At 46.0% G+C, this 17,151-nt stretch carries 12 protein-coding genes and 3 riboswitches; of the genes, 2 read left to right on the top strand and 10 right to left on the bottom strand.

The window, feature by feature from the left end; genetic code table 11:
- Window positions 1-369: 369 nt before the first annotated feature.
- The 9 genes from ACFQ0C_RS27450 to ACFQ0C_RS27410 form a co-directional block, all read right to left on the bottom strand.
- The gene (locus tag ACFQ0C_RS27450; RefSeq protein ID WP_379371417.1) at window positions 370-2,460 is read right to left on the bottom strand and encodes a hypothetical protein; all 2,091 of its coding nucleotides are present in this window, start codon (window positions 2,458-2,460) and stop codon (window positions 370-372) included.
- Window positions 2,461-3,218: 758 nt separating this feature from the next.
- Complete coding sequence (locus tag ACFQ0C_RS27445; RefSeq protein ID WP_379371415.1) at window positions 3,219-4,982, bottom strand: B12-binding domain-containing radical SAM protein; 1,764 nt, start codon at window positions 4,980-4,982, stop codon at window positions 3,219-3,221.
- Between the two features lie 157 nt (window positions 4,983-5,139).
- Window positions 5,140-5,370, bottom strand: coding sequence for a hypothetical protein (locus ACFQ0C_RS27440; protein WP_379371413.1), 231 nt, complete (start codon window positions 5,368-5,370; stop codon window positions 5,140-5,142).
- A gap of 203 nt (window positions 5,371-5,573) precedes the next feature.
- Window positions 5,574-7,922, bottom strand: coding sequence for a universal stress protein (locus ACFQ0C_RS27435; RefSeq protein ID WP_379371411.1), 2,349 nt, complete (start codon window positions 7,920-7,922; stop codon window positions 5,574-5,576).
- Between the two features lie 75 nt (window positions 7,923-7,997).
- Window positions 7,998-8,615 (bottom strand): potassium-transporting ATPase subunit KdpC, encoded by a 618-nt coding sequence (gene kdpC, locus ACFQ0C_RS27430; protein ID WP_379371409.1) that lies wholly within the window; start codon window positions 8,613-8,615, stop codon window positions 7,998-8,000.
- Between the two features lie 56 nt (window positions 8,616-8,671).
- Window positions 8,672-10,702 (bottom strand): potassium-transporting ATPase subunit KdpB, encoded by a 2,031-nt coding sequence (gene kdpB / locus ACFQ0C_RS27425; RefSeq protein ID WP_379371406.1) that lies wholly within the window; start codon window positions 10,700-10,702, stop codon window positions 8,672-8,674.
- A gap of 28 nt (window positions 10,703-10,730) precedes the next feature.
- A complete protein-coding gene (gene kdpA, locus ACFQ0C_RS27420; RefSeq protein ID WP_379371404.1) occupies window positions 10,731-12,410 on the bottom strand; it encodes a potassium-transporting ATPase subunit KdpA in 1,680 nt (559 codons plus the stop codon).
- A gap of 38 nt (window positions 12,411-12,448) precedes the next feature.
- Window positions 12,449-12,526, bottom strand: a complete 78-nt coding sequence (gene kdpF / locus ACFQ0C_RS27415; protein WP_379371498.1) for a K(+)-transporting ATPase subunit F — start codon at window positions 12,524-12,526, stop codon at window positions 12,449-12,451.
- 147 nt (window positions 12,527-12,673) lie between these two features.
- Entirely contained in the window at window positions 12,674-13,081 is a 408-nt protein-coding gene (locus tag ACFQ0C_RS27410; protein ID WP_379371402.1) for a hypothetical protein, read from the bottom strand.
- Window positions 13,082-13,313: 232 nt separating this feature from the next.
- Window positions 13,314-13,522, bottom strand: a riboswitch (cyclic di-AMP (ydaO/yuaA leader).
- A gap of 76 nt (window positions 13,523-13,598) precedes the next feature.
- Window positions 13,599-13,792: riboswitch (cyclic di-AMP (ydaO/yuaA leader) on the bottom strand.
- Window positions 13,793-14,123: 331 nt separating this feature from the next.
- Window positions 14,124-14,297, top strand: a riboswitch (cyclic di-AMP (ydaO/yuaA leader).
- Between the two features lie 109 nt (window positions 14,298-14,406).
- Between ACFQ0C_RS27410 and ACFQ0C_RS27405 the strand changes: the two genes are divergently transcribed.
- Together ACFQ0C_RS27405 and ACFQ0C_RS27400 are read left to right on the top strand one after the other, a co-directional pair.
- Window positions 14,407-14,868, top strand: a complete 462-nt coding sequence (locus tag ACFQ0C_RS27405) for a hypothetical protein (protein ID WP_379371400.1) — start codon at window positions 14,407-14,409, stop codon at window positions 14,866-14,868.
- Window positions 14,869-14,908: 40 nt separating this feature from the next.
- Entirely contained in the window at window positions 14,909-15,283 is a 375-nt protein-coding gene (locus ACFQ0C_RS27400) for a hypothetical protein (RefSeq protein WP_379371398.1), read from the top strand.
- 743 nt (window positions 15,284-16,026) lie between these two features.
- Here the strand turns inward: ACFQ0C_RS27400 and ACFQ0C_RS27395 are convergent.
- Window positions 16,027-17,127: an ABC transporter permease gene (locus ACFQ0C_RS27395; RefSeq protein ID WP_379371396.1), complete on the bottom strand. Its 1,101-nt coding sequence runs from the start codon at window positions 17,125-17,127 to the stop codon at window positions 16,027-16,029.
- Between the last annotated feature and the right edge of the window lie 24 nt (window positions 17,128-17,151).

Genomic DNA, 17,151 nt, shown 5'->3' with positions numbered 1-17,151 from the left:
AAGGTTCAGCAAGTCCGCCTAACTCATGAACAGTTTACGGAAATGTTTATGTAGAGGACAAGGATGAATATAATATGATCTCTGTAAGTATGTCGGGAAAGTAGGGTCATTTCAAAAATCGACTTTTTCAGGGGTAACTAGCAAGAGAGGCCTTTACGGGAGAGTAAGCATATAAGCAACTCAAAGAGCTGCAAGGCTCCATCTCCTTACAGCTCTCTAGTATTCAACTTAAGTTATATCCCCTCCTTCGCCTACCTTCTTACTTTATTCGAGGATTACTTGACAACGCTTGGCCCACTTCCTTAATAAACCTCCCACTTTACAAACGAACCTGGTTTAGCCGATGCTTTTGTTGAAATGCAGTCTTCTTCACTCTGTTCCACAGGTTCTGCTATCAGTCCCAAACCAAAGAATATTTCTTTCGGAGCCGTAAGTCTTTACAATTTCAGACGATTTGGGCAATAAGTCGTTTGTATACGGCATCACCGTCTTTTGGGTGGGGTCTGCTGCATACCAGCTCTTTTCCTTCGTGAGGAACACAATACGCCCATCTTTCTCCAGATGGAAGCCTGTGTAAGGAGCTTGCTTTAGCAGCTTCAGATCTGTTTGCCACTCACTGCTTCTGCCTGTTTTCACATCGTATATTTTCCAAACCTCGTTTCCATTCTCCTGCTGGTCAATTCGCAAATAAATCCCATTATTGCTGCCCGGAACCAACTGTCTATATTCTGAATACCCGCCAGTCCGCTCCACGCCATCAATCTTACTCTTTTTACCTGTCGCGGTATCCATGATATATGCTTCCGGATAAGCTTGCGGCCGAAGTGAATTCATAGTAGTAAAATACAGCTTGCTCTTGCCAATAAACTGAATCCAAGCAGAGCAAGGGCCTTCATAGCATGTATAACGGCTTATATCCTTGAAGGTTTTGCCGGGTTTTGTTTCTTGCGACGAGGCAAACCACTGTACGCCGACAGAAATTTCAGCTTCCTCATTGAATGCTCCCGCTCCTATTGCGATTTCCCCGCTATAAGGATCAACTGCAATAGCTACAATCCGCTGCTGATTAGATTTATCGTCCGCCGCATCCGGTACTTTCCAAAACAATCTTTCTTCGCGAGTAGAAGCATTATACAACCATACCTCTTGTCGCTTCATCGTATGCTTCATATAAATCAGAGTATGGCCATCCATTAGCCATTGAGGATAACCAACTTCGGCGTAATCAAAAGAACGGATGATTTGACCTTGATGGTCCACCAATGTATAAACTAACTCTGCATACATCTGATTTTCAACATATTCCCCCATCAATCCCCACTGCCCGTTGGGAGAAACCGATAAGGTATCAAAGTTGTTTAATCCGCTAAACAAACTAGCTGTATGATGAGTCGACAGATCTGCTGCTTTCACTTCAACCCTTGAGACCGGAATGAACATCATGTGCTCGTTCTGTTTAAGCTCAAGGCCCTGCATGCTGCGTGCGCCAGCCATACTAAAAAAATAAGTTTGGCCGATGTTGCTTTCTGCAAACTCAATGGTCAGCTTAAGAGAACGATTCCCTTTCCATTCCAATGTCCTTTTTACATTAGCAAGCTGCTTATTTAGAACTTCTTCTACCGAGCCGCGATCCATGTCTGCCGAAAAATCCGCTTGCAGCTGATAAGGTACTGCCGCATCCATTCTTCTAGGCATGCTGACTCCTTCCGGGAACGATACCCTAAATGCTTTCTCCAATCCCGCATCCTGCTCGGAATGCACCTTATAGGATAGTTTTTCTATATAATGCAGCTCAATAATTTTGCTCCTTTTGCCGTCTCTTGATGTAAACTTTACTTGTAATGGTTGCTTGGGAGCATTCTTGAGATGAATGACAACCTGCTGATCCTCGTCTCCTCTTGAGTTCTGCCCTTCCACTGTAAAAGCTACCGGCTCCCCTGAAGCTGTCAGTACCTTGACACCTCTGCGTAATGCCTCATAATCCTCCTGACTCTTAAAAGACATATCCGGGATGGTCAGAGATACAAAGATATTCGCTTCAGGGTCGCTATAGAAAATTTTATCTTTGGGCTTGTAATCCCAATAGGAGTCGCTATCGCCGATTCTTAAATAGTTCAGTTTATCCCGTTCAATCAACGAATAAAGCTCGTCTTCCGCTGAGTCTTCTCCAGCTAATGCCTCCGAGCTCTGCCCCGGACTTTCGATTGCAGCTTCCGGTGCCCCCGCCGTTTCTGCAGTCGGTTCTGCCTCACCAGCCGCCGGCTGCTTTAGAGCAACAGTACCAGCAGAACCTTCAGCTGCTTGAAGCGGCTGCTCCTTCTGCTCAATCTTTCCAAGCTCAGAATGATTACCGCTGCTATTCACCGGAAACATGATCCATATACCAAATGCCAAAAAAAGAACAGCAAGCCCTGCTGTAAGTGCCACTGTACCTTTATTTTTGTGCTTCAACCATCCCATAGCCGCGCACCGCCTCATATTTTTCAATTACCTTCATAGACGCTATATACCCCCATTTTGTTCCTCTCAACCGCCTTATTTTCCACAAATAGGATGATTATCCCAAAAGCAGCTTTAGCTACTAGGGGTAGCGCCACTTGTCTTTTTATGACTTCTGATGCTTTTGGATGAAGCTTAAGTGATGGCGTGAAAACGGATATTCAATGGCTGCTTGCATTTTAGAGGGGATTAGGGTTTTCGAGCGGCTGCCGAAAGAAGGACATTAGAAGGAAATCCTCATGTTAATTCAGCCAGGATTTCGTTTGAAATCAATCTACCTGGAAAAACTCCTGCTAATATAGGTGGTATTGGTGATATCAGCCAAAATCCTTAGAATTAGCATGAGAAATTCCAGCTATGAGCCCTAGAATGCTATTTTTCAGATCAACTAACCTGACAATTTCCTGATAATTGTGGAGTTCGCCATATAATGCCGTAACCTAACCCCGCGCGCGAATCCCGGGTTCGCGTTGCGGCATAACATGGCGGTCGGTCGCCCCCCCCGAACCCCGATATCCGAGATTGGCACGCGTTGGAATGTGACCTATTTTCTGCATTCGCTAAAGAACACCCAAGAAAGGGCTGTTGGGAAAGGGTACACCCTACCTGGTGAATCCCATAAAATGTGAAAAAACCTTCAAATCACACTATCAATGTGGATTTGAAGGTTTTTTTGCAACCATATATTTAATAAGGCAGTGTACCACACTACTGATTATCTATGTTGCTGCCTTTGCTGTCAGGTCAAGCGTAAAATGCTTCGCACGAGAGGCTGCATCCGGAGGGAAATATACGACTAGCAGCTGTTCAGTACCGCTGACCATCTCCCTACTTTCTAAATAGCGGTCCAGCTCGAACGGAAGCACTTCCAGCATAACATGCTTGTGCAGATCCTTCTCGCTGATTCTCAATTCCGCGAAAGCATCCGACACCGCTTCAGGACTTTCGGTCAGCATCCGGAAATACTCAGACTGTCTTGCTTTGTCCAAAGTGAATTCCCACCAAATTTTACGCGGCTTGTATTTATGGTTTAAGAAATAGTCGAGCTTCATCAAGCCCTCGATTATATCTAGCCGCTGCGTACCGCGGTCTATCAAGAAAGAACGTAAGCGCGTAAATAAATCCTCAAGCTGATGGCCGATTTTTTGCCACCCTCTCGTTTCCCAGTAATCGCCAAACTGTTGGAAGAAATCAAATGCCGACGGAAACTCCTCGCGAATCAAGTAGCTTACGGTATGATCCAGCCGATGCGCATTCCAGTATTTCTCCAGCACATCCTCAACTCGCTTAATTCGTACCAAATCGGAAAACGGCAGGATATCGTTGCCTAGAATTTCATACGGCGCATGATCCATATACTTGTATCCGTATTTCTCAGCGTCGGCTCGCATGCCTGTACCACGGAGCATTTTCAGAAAGCCCAGCTGAAGCTCCTCAGGTCCCAATTCGAAAACATCATTGAACGTTTTGCGGAACGAGTCGTAATCCTCTTCAGGCAAGCCTGCGATCAAATCCAGATGCTGGTCGATCTTGCCGCTTTCCTTCACCATGGTTACCGTACGCGTGAGCTTGGAGAAATTTTGTCTGCGTTTGACAAGGTAATTCGTCTCGTCATTCGTTGACTGCACGCCAATTTCAAAGCGGAACACCCCCGGCGGCGCTTCCGTAGCCAAGTAGTCCAATACTTCGGGTCGCATAATGTCTGCAGTGATTTCGAATTGGAACACGCAGCCCCGGTGATTTTGGATTAGAAACTCAAAAATTTCCATCGCATAATCACGTTTAATATTAAAGGTCCGATCGACAAACTTAATAAGCTTGGCACCTGAATCGATCAAATACAACAGGTCGCTCTTGGTCCGCTCCATATCAAAATACCGCACACCCACCTCTATAGATGACAGGCAAAACTGGCAGCTGAATGGACAACCCCGGCTCGTTTCAAAATATACAACACGGTTAGCCAAGCTAGGAATATCTTCAGGAAAACGGTGCGGAGAAGGAATATCATCAAGCTTAAGCTTCGGACGCGGAGGGTTAATAATAACTCGGTCTTCCTTGCGGTATGCCGTGCCAAACACGCTATACAACGCGCGATCTCCGCTCAGCTCCTTCAACAAATGGTGGAACGTTTCCTCGCCCTCGCCTACAACGATGTAGTCGACCTCAGGTATTCTCTTCATCCAATATTCCGTATCGTAAGATACCTCGGGCCCGCCGAGAACGATAATAAGCTGTGGGTTGATCTTTTTGAGCATACTAATTACGGTTATTGTCTCTTCAATATTCCATATATAACAAGAAAACCCGATGACATCAGGCTGTTTCAAAAACAGATCCGATACAATGTTCATGGCCGGGTCCTTGATTGTATACTCCGTTATGTCTATGTCGAAATCATCGCCGCAAAACGACTTCAAATAGCGGAGCGCGAGCGATGTATGGATAAACTTGGCGTTCAATGTAGATAAAACTACTTTCATGTATAGTACCTCTTTTACTTACAGTCTCTTTAGTATCCTTATTTTACACGGAAAAGAGAGCGAACACAAAATTACTTTTTGCCAAGCCTCTATACCTTCTTCCATTCGACAAAAAAAAGAAAATGGAACACCTTTTCAGGTTCATCCCATTTTCTCGCTACAACCATGATAAATTTTCTTGCGGTACTACGGCTTCAGGTGTCATTGCGCCGAGCATAAACTCGTCACTACCTTCTTCTGCCCACCGGTTTGTTTGTGTTAACAGCTGCTCTTCAACCATTTCCTTTTGTGAGACCAGATGCTCCGTATTGCCTTCTCCGGTTTGTTCGATAGAATGCTTCAATTGCTCTCGCTGCTCCATACGTTTGGCCATTTGATATAAAATCATGATTTATTTCCTCTTTTCCGTTATTGTTTGAACATTGTAATCTTACCCTGTGAATATGAAGCCAAGATTAACGGAGCATAAACCTTTTGTTAAATATTAAATACTATCAGTAGCATTCCCTATAATGATGAAATATATGTAAAACGATGACGCATTATGCTAAAAAAATAAAAGCACCTCGAAGATGCCTCCACTTTCAACAGCTATTTATCTTGAACTACCGCATTTAATGGGTCATAATCAGCAACCACAAGCACATCCATATGCCGTGCACTACGGAGCAGCCTTTTCACAATAGAGCCCTTCCATAGTTCTTTCCATATCGATAATTTCGATTGTCCCAAAATAATTTGAGTTGCTTTGAACTCATTTGCTCTTTTTACCAAAACATCGGAAGTAGAATGACGGCGGTCTGACTTGATTATTTCAAAGGTTCCTCCGAGCCGGGTGGTCAATCGATTGATCACCTCCAGCCTTTGTGTCATTTCATCTGTCAAGGTTACATGCTCCAGCTGTACATAGGTGACATGCCATGCCGCTTTAAGCCTGTGCGCAATCCTGAAGCCTCTGCGAATCAACCGTTCCGCATGAGGTTCCGCATCCACGCATACGAAGATGACCTCCTTCCTTCTCCACGGTCCCCGCAGCGAGCCTCTTCGTTCCCACGACTCCAAACGCTCATCCACATCATCGGCTATTTCCCTTAGCGCCAGCTCCCGCAATGCGATCAGGTTACCGGTTTTGAAGAAATGGTTCAAAGCCTGATTCACTTTATCCATCGCGTAAATTTTGCCTTCCCTCATCCGCTGCTGCAATGATCCGGGCGCCACATCAATCAGCTGTACTTCGTCAGCAAGCCTCAGTATATGGTCAGGTACGGTTTCCCTTACCCGCACTCCGGTGATTTGCTCTACGGAATCATTCAGGCTTTCCAGATGCTGAACGTTCACTGTAGAAATAACCGAGATGCCGGCAGCCAGAATGTCCAGTACATCCTCGTATCTTTTTTTATTTTTGCTGCCGGGTATATTCGTATGCGCCAGCTCATCCACCAGCACGACATCCGGATTGCGGCGTATAATTTCATCCGTATCCATTTCTTCCAGCCGGGTACCTCTATAGTCAACTATCATGCGGGGAATCAGTTCAAGTTCACCCACCTGCAGCTGCGTTTCTGCCCGCCCATGCGTTTCCAGCAGTCCAACAAGCACATTGAGCTTTTTTAGAAGCAGATCATTGCCTTCCCGCAGCATCTTATACGTTTTTCCAACGCCAGGTGCGGCGCCTATATATACTTTAAACTGCCCTCTCTTCATTCGTTGAATTTTCCGCTCCACCTCTTGAGAGCTTAACCGGCGGAACCATTCCGCTTCTTCCTCCGGCTTGGACAGCTTGGCTGGCAATATTCGTTCTCCTTCATGCTCAGCACGGTCAGCCACAACAAAGATATCGATGTTTCTCGTTTTTTTCAAAATATCGTGGACAATCGAGCCCTGCCAAAATTCCTGCCACCCCGTCTGCTTGGAATGACCGAGAACAATTCGGGTTACATTATTAGTCAGAGCATAGTTAACTAAAATACCCGGCAATGCTCTGCGTGAGCATAGAGGCAGCTCCTCGAACTGTGCCCCTACCTTCTCTACCAGCTTAATTATTGACCGTTTAAAGGTTGCCGCATCCTTCGAGAGATCATTCTTCAGGTTTACAAAAGTAACGACAAGCAAGTCACCGTTCAGCCTCTTGGCGATTTGCTGGCCTCTGCGTACATAGATCGAACCGTTCCAATGATATTGGACGGAAACGAGAATCCGTTCCGTTGCACCTGACGGACCTATGAGCCCAATCTCCTCCCTATGTTTCTCCAATGACTCATTTACGCCTTCCGCCATTAAACGCAGCGATAGTTCCCGAAGAACCGCCAGATTACCTTGCTTGAACAAACGGCTGCCTTGGCCTTGATCGATACGCAAATGCCCATCAGCCACTCGGCTCAACAACGCTTCCGGCGTGGCATCAATCAGCACTACCTCATCGGCCAGCTCCAGCGTATCGGCAGGAACCGTCTCCTTAACCTCGATACCGGTCAGCTTCCTGGCTAATTCCTTGACGCCTTCCAGCTCATACACATTCACCGTTGTTATGACGCTGATTCCATGGCTAAGCAGGAAGCGAATATCCTCCAGCCGGGTCGGAAATTTTGCACCTTTGCGATTTTGATGCGCCAGCCCGTCGACCAGCACAACTTCGGGATTACGCGCTATCAAAGCATCCAGATTCAAGTCTTTTTTCTCCTCTTGCTCCTTCATCCAGTGGATACTTGGAACACGCTCCAAATCGCCGATTTGTTCCACCGTTTCCGGACGCTGCATCGTCGACACAGCACAGATCACGACATCAATGCCTTGCTGCTTCAAGCTCTGTCCCTCGCGAAGCATATGATAAGTTTTACCCGAGCCGCTCACAGCGCCGATATAAACCTTCAGCCGTCCCTTATGCAGCTTGGAGATAGACAGCAGGATTTCTTCCGGCGTCTTGCGTTTAAAATTGTCCATGCAGCCGCTCCTTCCTCATACTATAAAAGAAAAGCGCACAGACCACCCTATGTTACTGGGTGGTCATCTCGCAGCTTATTTGGTTGCTTGGATGCCTAAGCCATGTAAAGCCAGATTGAGCTTTAGAACATTCACGCGCGGCTCACCGAACAAGCCGAGATCGCGCCCTTCCGTATTTGCATCAACCAGCGTATTCAGCTGAGCTGTCGGCAATCCGGTCAGCTTGCTGATCCGCGGCACCTGCGCTTTAGCGGATTCGGGACTGATATGAGGATCCAGCCCTGAGCCCGAGTTGGTAATCAGGCCAATCGGGAGCTTGCTTATGGGAACATCAGGATTGTTCGCCTTCCATGACTCAATGGATTCCTGTGTGCGCTTCAGCATATCCGGATTGGAAGGAGCATAGTTATTAGTCCCGGAAGCTTCCGCTTTATAATCGATACTCGATACCCTACCCTCGAAAAACTTCGGATCAGTAACCTTTTGCCCGATCAGCTCCGAACCGACGATTTCTCCCTTACTATTGTAAATCATGCTGCCGTTGGCCTTTCCCGGCATGAGCACTTGAGCAATACCTGTGCATACCAGCGGGTATACAATGCCGCATAAAACGATAAACACAAGACTCGCGCGAATGGCGATTCCCAGAGACAACCTGGCCGTTTCAGTTCCTGCCTGTGCCGATTTATTCATCCTTTTCCAACCTCTTTTCTCTATACTAAAAGCTCAGCTAAGCATTCCAACGCATGTTAGATCCAAACGTGAACGATAAGGTCAATCAGTTTAATGCCTACAAAAGGAACAACGATACCTCCGAGACCATAAATCAGAATATTTCGCTGCAGCAGCTTCGTAGAGCTCATTGGCTTATAAGCTACGCCCCTCATCGCCAGCGGAATCAGCAGCGGAATAATAATGGCATTAAAAATTAATGCCGATAAAATCGCCGACATCGGAGAACCCAGTCTCATGAGGTTCAGCGCCTCCATCTGAGGAATCGCCAATGTAAACATGGCGGGAATGATTGCAAAATATTTCGCCACATCGTTGGCAATACTGAAGGTTGTTAAAGCTCCGCGAGTCATAAGCAGTTGCTTGCCAATGGCAACGACCTCGATAATCTTCGATGGATCGGAATCCAGATCGACCATGTTCGCCGCTTCTTTAGCCGCTATAGTGCCGCTGTTCATAGCTAGCCCTACGTCTGCCTGGGCCAGCGCAGGAGCATCGTTGGTTCCATCCCCTGTCATCGCAACCAGCTTTCCTTCCGCCTGCTCTCTGCGGATAACCGCGATTTTATCCTCCGGCTTACTCTCGGCAATAAAATCATCCACACCCGCTTCACGAGCAATGGTTGCCGCCGTTAAAGGATTATCGCCTGTGCACATAATCGTTTTGATACCCATTCTACGAAGCTGCTCGAACCGCTCTTTCATACCGGGCTTCACGGTATCCTTCAAATAGATCAATCCGAATATTTGATTATCTACAGCTACTGCAAGAGGTGTGCCGCCTTCTGAGGCGATCGCATTGCTTTTGACATCCAAATCACTTGGAATCGTGCCTCCAGAGGCTTCCACCCATTTCTTCACCGCATCGACGGCACCTTTACGAACCTTGCGCCCGTCTGTCAGATCAATCCCGCTCATCCGCGTTTCAGCCTTGAATTCAATAAATTCTCCGCCAGCCGCAAGTCCTTCGTTATAAGCCAAGCCTTGCTTCTTCATTAACTCCAGCACGGATCGCCCTTCCGGTGTCTCATCCTTCATGGAGCTGATTGCCGCCCATTCGCCCAGTACTCTTACATTGTCGGAGCCGACTGGAATAAACTCACTTGCCATCCGATTACCAAAAGTGATGGTCCCGGTTTTGTCGAGAATCATCGTATTAATATCTCCTGCGGCTTCCACTGCTTTACCTGACATGGCGAGAACATTAAATTGAGTTACCCGATCCATACCAGCTATTCCTATAGCGGACAGCAAGCCACCGATCGTTGTAGGAATCAAGCAGACCAGCAGGGAAATCAATACCGGTATTTGCAATTCAATTTCCAAAAATTTAGCAATGGGAGCCAAGGTGACGACTACGATCAAGAAAATCAGTGTCAAGCTCGAAAGCAATGTGTTCAAGGCAATTTCATTCGGCGTTTTTTGCCGTTTGGCCCCTTCAACCAGAGCGATCATCCGGTCGATAAACGATTCTCCCGGATCGCTCGTAATTCGAACCTTAATCTTGTCGCTGACTACTCGCGTACCGCCAGTTACAGAGCTGAAGTCGCCGCCAGCTTCTTTAATAACAGGGGCAGACTCACCTGTAATCGCTGACTCATCAACGGACGCAAGTCCCTCTATCACTTCACCGTCACCAGGAATCATCTCGCCTTGCGAGACTACTACGATGTCGCCCTTGCGAAGCTCTGTTGACGGAATTTCCTTCAAGCCCCCGTTAACTACTTTTATCGCGGTAATCTCTTGCTTCGATCTTTTCAACGAGTCAGCCTGAGCCTTCCCCCGCCCTTCTGCCAGAGCTTCCGCAAAGTTAGCGAACAGCACGGTAAAAAGCAGGATCACAAATACGGTAAGGTTAAAGCCTATGCTATCCTCCGTACCAAAATATCCAGGCAAAATGGTCATCAATAAAACAATGAGCGTACCTACTTCAACCACAAACATCACTGGATTTTTCATCATCGTGACCGGGTTCAGCTTCACAAAGCTATCTTTAACGGCATTTGCAACAATATCACCGGATAATAATTTTCGTCTATTCGTATTCATTTGTAGTTATCCACCTCTTCCATTTCCATTAACGGATCGTCAAATACTCTGCGATCGGCCCGAGCACAATACCAGGCAAGAACGTCAAAGCCCCTATAATCAATACAGTTCCTACGAGAATACCGGCAAACAGACGGTTATCGGTGCGGAAAGTCCCGATGGTCTCAGGAACCCATTGCTTGCGCAGCAGGGAACCGGCCACGGCCAGCATTGCTACCATGGAAACGTAGCGGCCAAACAGCATAACAAGCCCCGTTGAAATATTCCAAAACGGAGTATTGTCTCCAAGTCCCTCGAAGCCCGATCCGTTATTGGCGGCTGAAGATGTATACTCGTACAGCACTTGCGAAATGCCGTGGAAAGAAGGATTAGAAACCCCTGCTTTCCCCAACTCCGTGGCCAGCGCGATAGCTGTCGGAGCCAGAATGATCAGCGGATGCGCTAGAATCGCAATCGCAATCAGCTTCATCTCGCGCGCTTCTATCTTCCGGCCCAGAAACTCCGGTGTTCGGCCGACCATCAGCCCTGCAAGGAAGACCGCCAAAATAGCATACATAAGCATATTGACCAATCCTACGCCTTTACCGCCAAATACACAGTTCAGCATCATTAAGGCTAATGGAGTGATGCCTCCAAGCGGCGTCAGTGTGTCATGCATATTGTTTACACTGCCAGTGGTAGCCGCTGTGGTTACCGTTGTAAACAATGCCGATTGGGCGATTCCAAAGCGTGTTTCTTTCCCTTCCATGCTGCCTTGAGAAGCGTCGATACCCAGCTTATTGAGTACCGGATTTCCACTGGATTCCGCTGCATACGATAGCGAGAGGAACATGACAAACAAAATCATCATAGCCGAGAAAATAACCCAGCCTTGCTTGCGATTTTTGGCGAACAAGCCGAACGTATAAGGAAGTGCGGCAGACAATACCCACATCGACAAAATTTCAATGACGTTGGTCAACGGGTTCGGATTTTCGAACGGATGGGCTGAGTTGACTCCGAAAAAGCCGCCCCCATTTGTGCCCAAATGCTTAATAGATTCCAGTGAGGCAACCGGCCCTATGGCGATTTGCTGCCCCGTTCCCTCGAGCCCTGTTGCCGTTATAGTAGGCTGCAGCGTCTGCGGCACTTGCAAAGCCACAAGAAGCAGGGTAACCGCAAAGGCAAGCGGGAAAAACACACGAACATGAGCTTTCACAAAATCCTCGAAGAAGTTACCGATGGTTTCTCCTTTACTGGTAATCCCTCTTATAAAAGCTATCGCCACTGAAAAGCCTGTCGCTGCCGAGGTGAACATCATCATCATGATGACCGCCATTTGCGAGAAATAGGACAACCCGGACTCTCCGCTGTAATGCTGCAGGTTCGTATTGGTCATGAAGCTGATGACCGTATTGAAGGTCAGCGTTTCTTCCATATTGTCAATTCCGTTCGGATTTAAAGGCAGATACTTTTGCATTCTCAATATCAAATAGCTGACAGCAACGAGCACAATATTAGTAATGATAAAACTGAGCGCATACGTTTTCCAGGTCATGCCTTTTCGTTCTTTCAAGCCAATCAGTGAAAATATAGGTTTTTCTATAAAGGAGAACCATTTGTCCGTCCGGTTAGCTTCATTCGAAAATACGTGATACAGGTAGGTCCCCACCGGCTTAACCAGCAGCGCCAGAATCACAATGACAACGGCAATTTGTAAAATGCCCATAGTTAATTACTTCCCTTCCTAAGCCTATCTGTTTTTTATCAAAATTTTTCCGGATTAATCAGCGCGTAGGCCAAGTAAACAAAAATAAATACAGTAAATATCACGACGACTATCATTTACGGTCGCCTCCCGATTCCTGGATCACTCTTCCGCACCAGGACAGAAATCCTGTGAACAGCGCATAGGTCACTACTAGCATTAAAACCATGTAGAGATCCAACATGTATATTCCCTCCATTAATATCATTAAGATTGCTGACTATTTATCCGACATGCGACTGAACCAGGAAAGAAACATCCTCACTGGTCGTATGAATCACATAAGTGGCGCCGAGCCCTTTATAAATAAGACGCGGGTTACTCGTGTGTGTAATCACATAAATAGGCTTTACCGTCCAGCTGCGGCATATTTGAATGTAACGGCAGCATAAGTTCATGCTCTGTTCAAAAAGAAATATTTTACCGATAGGTAATTCTGGAATTTTCCATTTGGCTTGTTCAATAGTATCTATCAAAATGATATTTTTTACACCCAGACCATCCAGCCGCTGCTTCTCCCCTTTATTGTTAGCAATGGCGGCGAATGGCAATCCTTGCCGGATCAACTGGCATATGAATCCTTCACCGGTCTTGTTAGGCGCAGATACCAAAATAAATTCTTGCTGTTCCATTTCGATTTTCCTCCTTTTTTCCCCGAAAAGAAGGCAACCAACTATCCTCCAAAAGTGACACGAAGCTCTATAGTGAATTCCGATTACTTTTGGGGGAGCCCCCAATTATCTGCAGAAATTTGCTTCGCTTCATTCTTTAAGCGCAACAAAAAGAAGCCTGCGAAAAGAGGTGAACTCTTCTCGCGGCTTCCTAAGGCACAGAAAATTAAACCGTGTCTTACCCACGACAATCGTTGCCTCTCTCGATACGCTTACGAGGTTAGCTGTCGGATTCGGGCGTGAGAGTCGCCCTACCTGCAGGTATACTTCCAGCATACCTTGCAGGATTCACCCCATGAAGCTTGCCCGATACTTGTGTCTGACTTACAGACTAATGAAGTATCCTGCGCTCCTTTGGTTCCCCCGTTCCTTTTCCATTCAAGGACTCAGCGATAAAGATGCATGTTCATTTTACTGATGAAATAGTGTACCTAAAGCTGTTTGCTTTCAACTTATACGAATCAGTTCAAGCTTAAAAGTTTTTACTACCCAACGCCTACGAGGTTAGCTGACGGATTCGGATGGTGAGAGTCACCCTACCTGGATGCAAACTTGAGTGCATCTTCAGGATTCACCCCAAACGACTTGAAATACGGCTCTCACACCGTATTGGCATCGTTTTGTTGGTTCCCCCATTTTCCCTGTTATTAGGAAATTAAGCGGTTAGAATTGGAAACTTTGTTGTAAATCATGAGTCGTATCATACTCCTGTAGCTTAACACTGTAAATAAAGCATGACTTTCAAATGCGTCTATAACGGATAGCTAGAACCTCTTAATAAGGTTCATTCTTCAATTTACTGCATCTACCTCACTCTATCTCCATTTTTAAAGGAATTATCAAAAAACATAGCATAACCTAGCATTAGGGTAGATAATAAACGCTAACCTCAGTTGAATTCGCTTACATCTGCTTATACAGCAGAAATAACTAAAATAACCTCCTGATTGACGGTTTACAATATGCTCCAGTCAGCGTATGATACGTTTCAATAACTTCATATTTTATTTTCACGCTTAATTCCCGCATAGGGAAACGGGGGACCCACTTAAAGCCATCTTAGTATAGATGGTTCACGGGGTGAATCCTTACAGGTATGCCAACACATATCTGCTGGTAGGGCGCTCTCAAGCCCGAATCCGACAGCTAACCTCGTAAGCGAATTGAGAGAGAACCAACGATCGTGCTATTCCTAACCAGCTTGTCAGGAAGCCCGTGAGTAGAGATTCTCTGCTCTCCGGGCTTTTTTTTGTTGTCCAAAACAAATAACAAGGAGTGTATTCATTATGTTAAAGCTTGCTGACCCTCTGGATGCTCCATCCGACCGAACCCTGGAAGGCTTTAAAATTGGTTCCATGGAAATTTATCAATTTGATTGTCTTCTATTAAAAAGACGAATTCCGCAAGTCACAAACGAATGCGCATGCGGCTTGCTAAAAATATCGAGCAATGGAATCAACGGCTGGGAGGAATGCATCCTGCCTTCCTACGGGAGAAAATTCGACCTGATCCCATGGGCTTCTGTGTTCATTAAGTTAAAAGGACTTTCCGTACTTGAAGCCATGGCCTTCATCCAAAACAAACAGGAAGCATGGGGACAAGACCGCTGCTCGCTGGCCTATTCCGCTCTTCAGGATCTAATTAATCAGCTTCAAAAAACGGATATAACCCGTCCGCAAAAGGAAAACGGTATTGTACTGGAGCGTTCTTACTTGATTGATCAATCGCGATCCTATTTTTCCTTTTAAGCAAAATAACCTATTATATAGTAAGGGAAGGGATCATTCCATGAGTATTTTATATTTCATTGTAGTTTTCATTTTATTATGCCAGTGGATTTATTGGTTGATTTCACGTTACCCCGAAATACGCAAAATGCGGCGTGAAAAAAAGCGGATATATCGGCTCGGTGCCTTGTCTTTATTTATAGTTTCCTTGATCTTAAGCTACGTCCTTGCACAAGCGGCGGCTGTAATGCCCGTTTCCCAAATGACATCATTAACCTTCATTACGACTTTGTTTATCGGGCTAGTTTGCATCCTTTGCCTTAGAGTCTACATAATGAACAGCAGACAAGTATTCCGGTCAACCTGCTACTCAGGCATGTTTTTCTCGTTCTTTCTAATAGCTATGGAGCTATTTTGTTTTATTATGCTGTTGTAAAGGTGTCCTCCAATGCATTGCAAAAAAGAGGCTGTCCCAAAAGGATCTCAGTGAATGAATCAGCCCAAACTATGTACAAAGACGCCTCCAAAACCACCATGTAAGCGGAAATGGAAGCGTCTTTTTTGTAGGGAAATTCCCATCAGAGTGGGGGTTCGAAAATCCAAAAATGAGTCCGGCCGCTTTTTGGATGTTACTTAAGTGATGGGGCGGCTGCTTTCAATCTAGAGGAGACCATGATTTGTCGGGCCGCTGCGGAAGGAAAGAAAATAGATGGAAATTGTAACGCTAATCTAGCGTGGATATCGCCTGAAATCAATCTAACTGGAAAAACTAACTCTAATAGAGGGGAAATGGTGGATATCAGCCAAAATACGTAGAATTAGCATGAGGAATTCCAGCTATAAGGCTTGGAACGCTATTTTCGGAGTAACTAACTTGACATTTTCCTGATAATTGTACGGAGTACGCCAGACTGCCATGTAATGCCGTAACCGAACCCCGAACCATGAACCACGAACCACGAACAACGAACTACGAACCCGATACCCGCAATGAGTACGCGCTAAATGCGACCTCATCTTATTCATCACTAAGAATACACAAGAATATGCAAAAAAGCCTTCAATTATTAAAGTGGAATTGAGGGCTCTTTTGCAACCATCTATTCAGGATAAAATGGTGGAGGGGTTGTTTCAAAATGACTTTTGGGACAGCTCCACCTGGCTGTATAATCGTGCTAGCTACTCCCACTTGAAGGTCAAGCTTGCTGCAATAAATGCAAGCACTAACCAGCCGCCCAGGAAAGCTGCCTCCACCCATAAGCCTGACATTGCAGTCCCTACATTCATGACCTGACGTAATGCAACAGTAAGATGGGATATCGGTATTAGCTTTACAGCTCCTTGTAAAAATTCCGGCATATTTTTGATAGGGAAAAATACGCCTCCGACAAACAGCATCGGGAAGGAAATGAACCCGGCAATCGGTCCCGCGCTCTCCGGAGTTTTGGCAATTCCCGCCACAATGAAGCCTGTAGCCATGAAAGCAAGTGTGCCTAGAACGACGAAAAACAGTAAAGTCAGCCAAGACCCGTTCACTTGGGTACCGAAGAACAAATACGCCACTAGCAGAACAATAACCGATTGAATTCCGTTTAGAACGAGCCTGGCTGTAATTTGCGCCGCGATGAACGTAGATGCTCGCAAGGTTGTGCTTTGCATACGGCGAAGCACCCCTCTCTCCCTCCAAGATGCGATTTGGCCGGCAACCCCGTTCAAGTTATTCGACATAATCATCATAGCTAGGATACCTGGCACCAGGAAGTCGATATAACGCAATTTCAAAGATTGCACGCCCTCTGATTTCAAGCTAAGGACAGGAGTATAATTCACGCTCTGCTTGGACACCGAATCGATGATCTGGTTTAGAGCTACTTTGGCCAGCTCCGATACGGACAAGTTCGTTTCATCGTAGTACATTTTTAGCTCAGCTGGCGCACCCGACTTATTTCCACTCTGAATCGTTTGACCGGTCCCCTTCGGAATGATCAGAACGAATTGCGTGTCTCCCTGCTTTAGCTGTGCAAGTGCTTGCTCCGCATCCTTCGATTCAGTCGCTTTTACAATCGCACTACTTTTCATTAAGCCGCTAATGGTTTGGGATTGAGCCGTTTGGTCTTGATCAATAACAACTCCCTCCAGAGAAACAGAATTTCCGTTTCCGAGAAATGAGCCCAGCATGACCATAAAAAAGACCGGAAACAGCAGTGTCCAGAATAAAACTTGCCGGTTCCTTATAAAAATTCTAAGTTGGGCCAACGTTAATTGTACATATGCATTCATTCGGCTCGGCCGCCTCCTTTTTTG

This window comes from Paenibacillus sp. GCM10027630, from assembly GCF_042676305.1.
Lineage (GTDB): Bacteria > Bacillota > Bacilli > Paenibacillales > NBRC-103111 > Paenibacillus_S.
Note: the sequence above shows the minus strand (reverse complement) of the source record. Positions and strands in the feature narration are given on the sequence as shown.

What these genes read in the sequence shown, in the direction of transcription:
- ACFQ0C_RS27450 (WP_379371417.1), bottom strand. Translation starts at nt 2,460, where the DNA reads ATGGGATGGTTGAAGCACAAAAATAAAGGTACAGTGGCACTTACAGCA.
- ACFQ0C_RS27445 (WP_379371415.1), bottom strand. Translation starts at nt 4,982, where the DNA reads ATGAAAGTAGTTTTATCTACATTGAACGCCAAGTTTATCCATACATCG.
- ACFQ0C_RS27440 (WP_379371413.1), bottom strand. Translation starts at nt 5,370, where the DNA reads ATGATTTTATATCAAATGGCCAAACGTATGGAGCAGCGAGAGCAATTG.
- ACFQ0C_RS27435 (WP_379371411.1), bottom strand. Translation starts at nt 7,922, where the DNA reads ATGGACAATTTTAAACGCAAGACGCCGGAAGAAATCCTGCTGTCTATC.
- kdpC (WP_379371409.1), bottom strand. Translation starts at nt 8,615, where the DNA reads ATGAATAAATCGGCACAGGCAGGAACTGAAACGGCCAGGTTGTCTCTG.
- kdpB (WP_379371406.1), bottom strand. Translation starts at nt 10,702, where the DNA reads ATGAATACGAATAGACGAAAATTATTATCCGGTGATATTGTTGCAAAT.
- kdpA (WP_379371404.1), bottom strand. Translation starts at nt 12,410, where the DNA reads ATGGGCATTTTACAAATTGCCGTTGTCATTGTGATTCTGGCGCTGCTG.
- kdpF (WP_379371498.1), bottom strand. Translation starts at nt 12,526, where the DNA reads ATGATAGTCGTCGTGATATTTACTGTATTTATTTTTGTTTACTTGGCC.
- ACFQ0C_RS27410 (WP_379371402.1), bottom strand. Translation starts at nt 13,081, where the DNA reads ATGGAACAGCAAGAATTTATTTTGGTATCTGCGCCTAACAAGACCGGT.
- ACFQ0C_RS27405 (WP_379371400.1), top strand. Translation starts at nt 14,407, where the DNA reads ATGTTAAAGCTTGCTGACCCTCTGGATGCTCCATCCGACCGAACCCTG.
- ACFQ0C_RS27400 (WP_379371398.1), top strand. Translation starts at nt 14,909, where the DNA reads ATGAGTATTTTATATTTCATTGTAGTTTTCATTTTATTATGCCAGTGG.
- ACFQ0C_RS27395 (WP_379371396.1), bottom strand. Translation starts at nt 17,127, where the DNA reads ATGAATGCATATGTACAATTAACGTTGGCCCAACTTAGAATTTTTATA.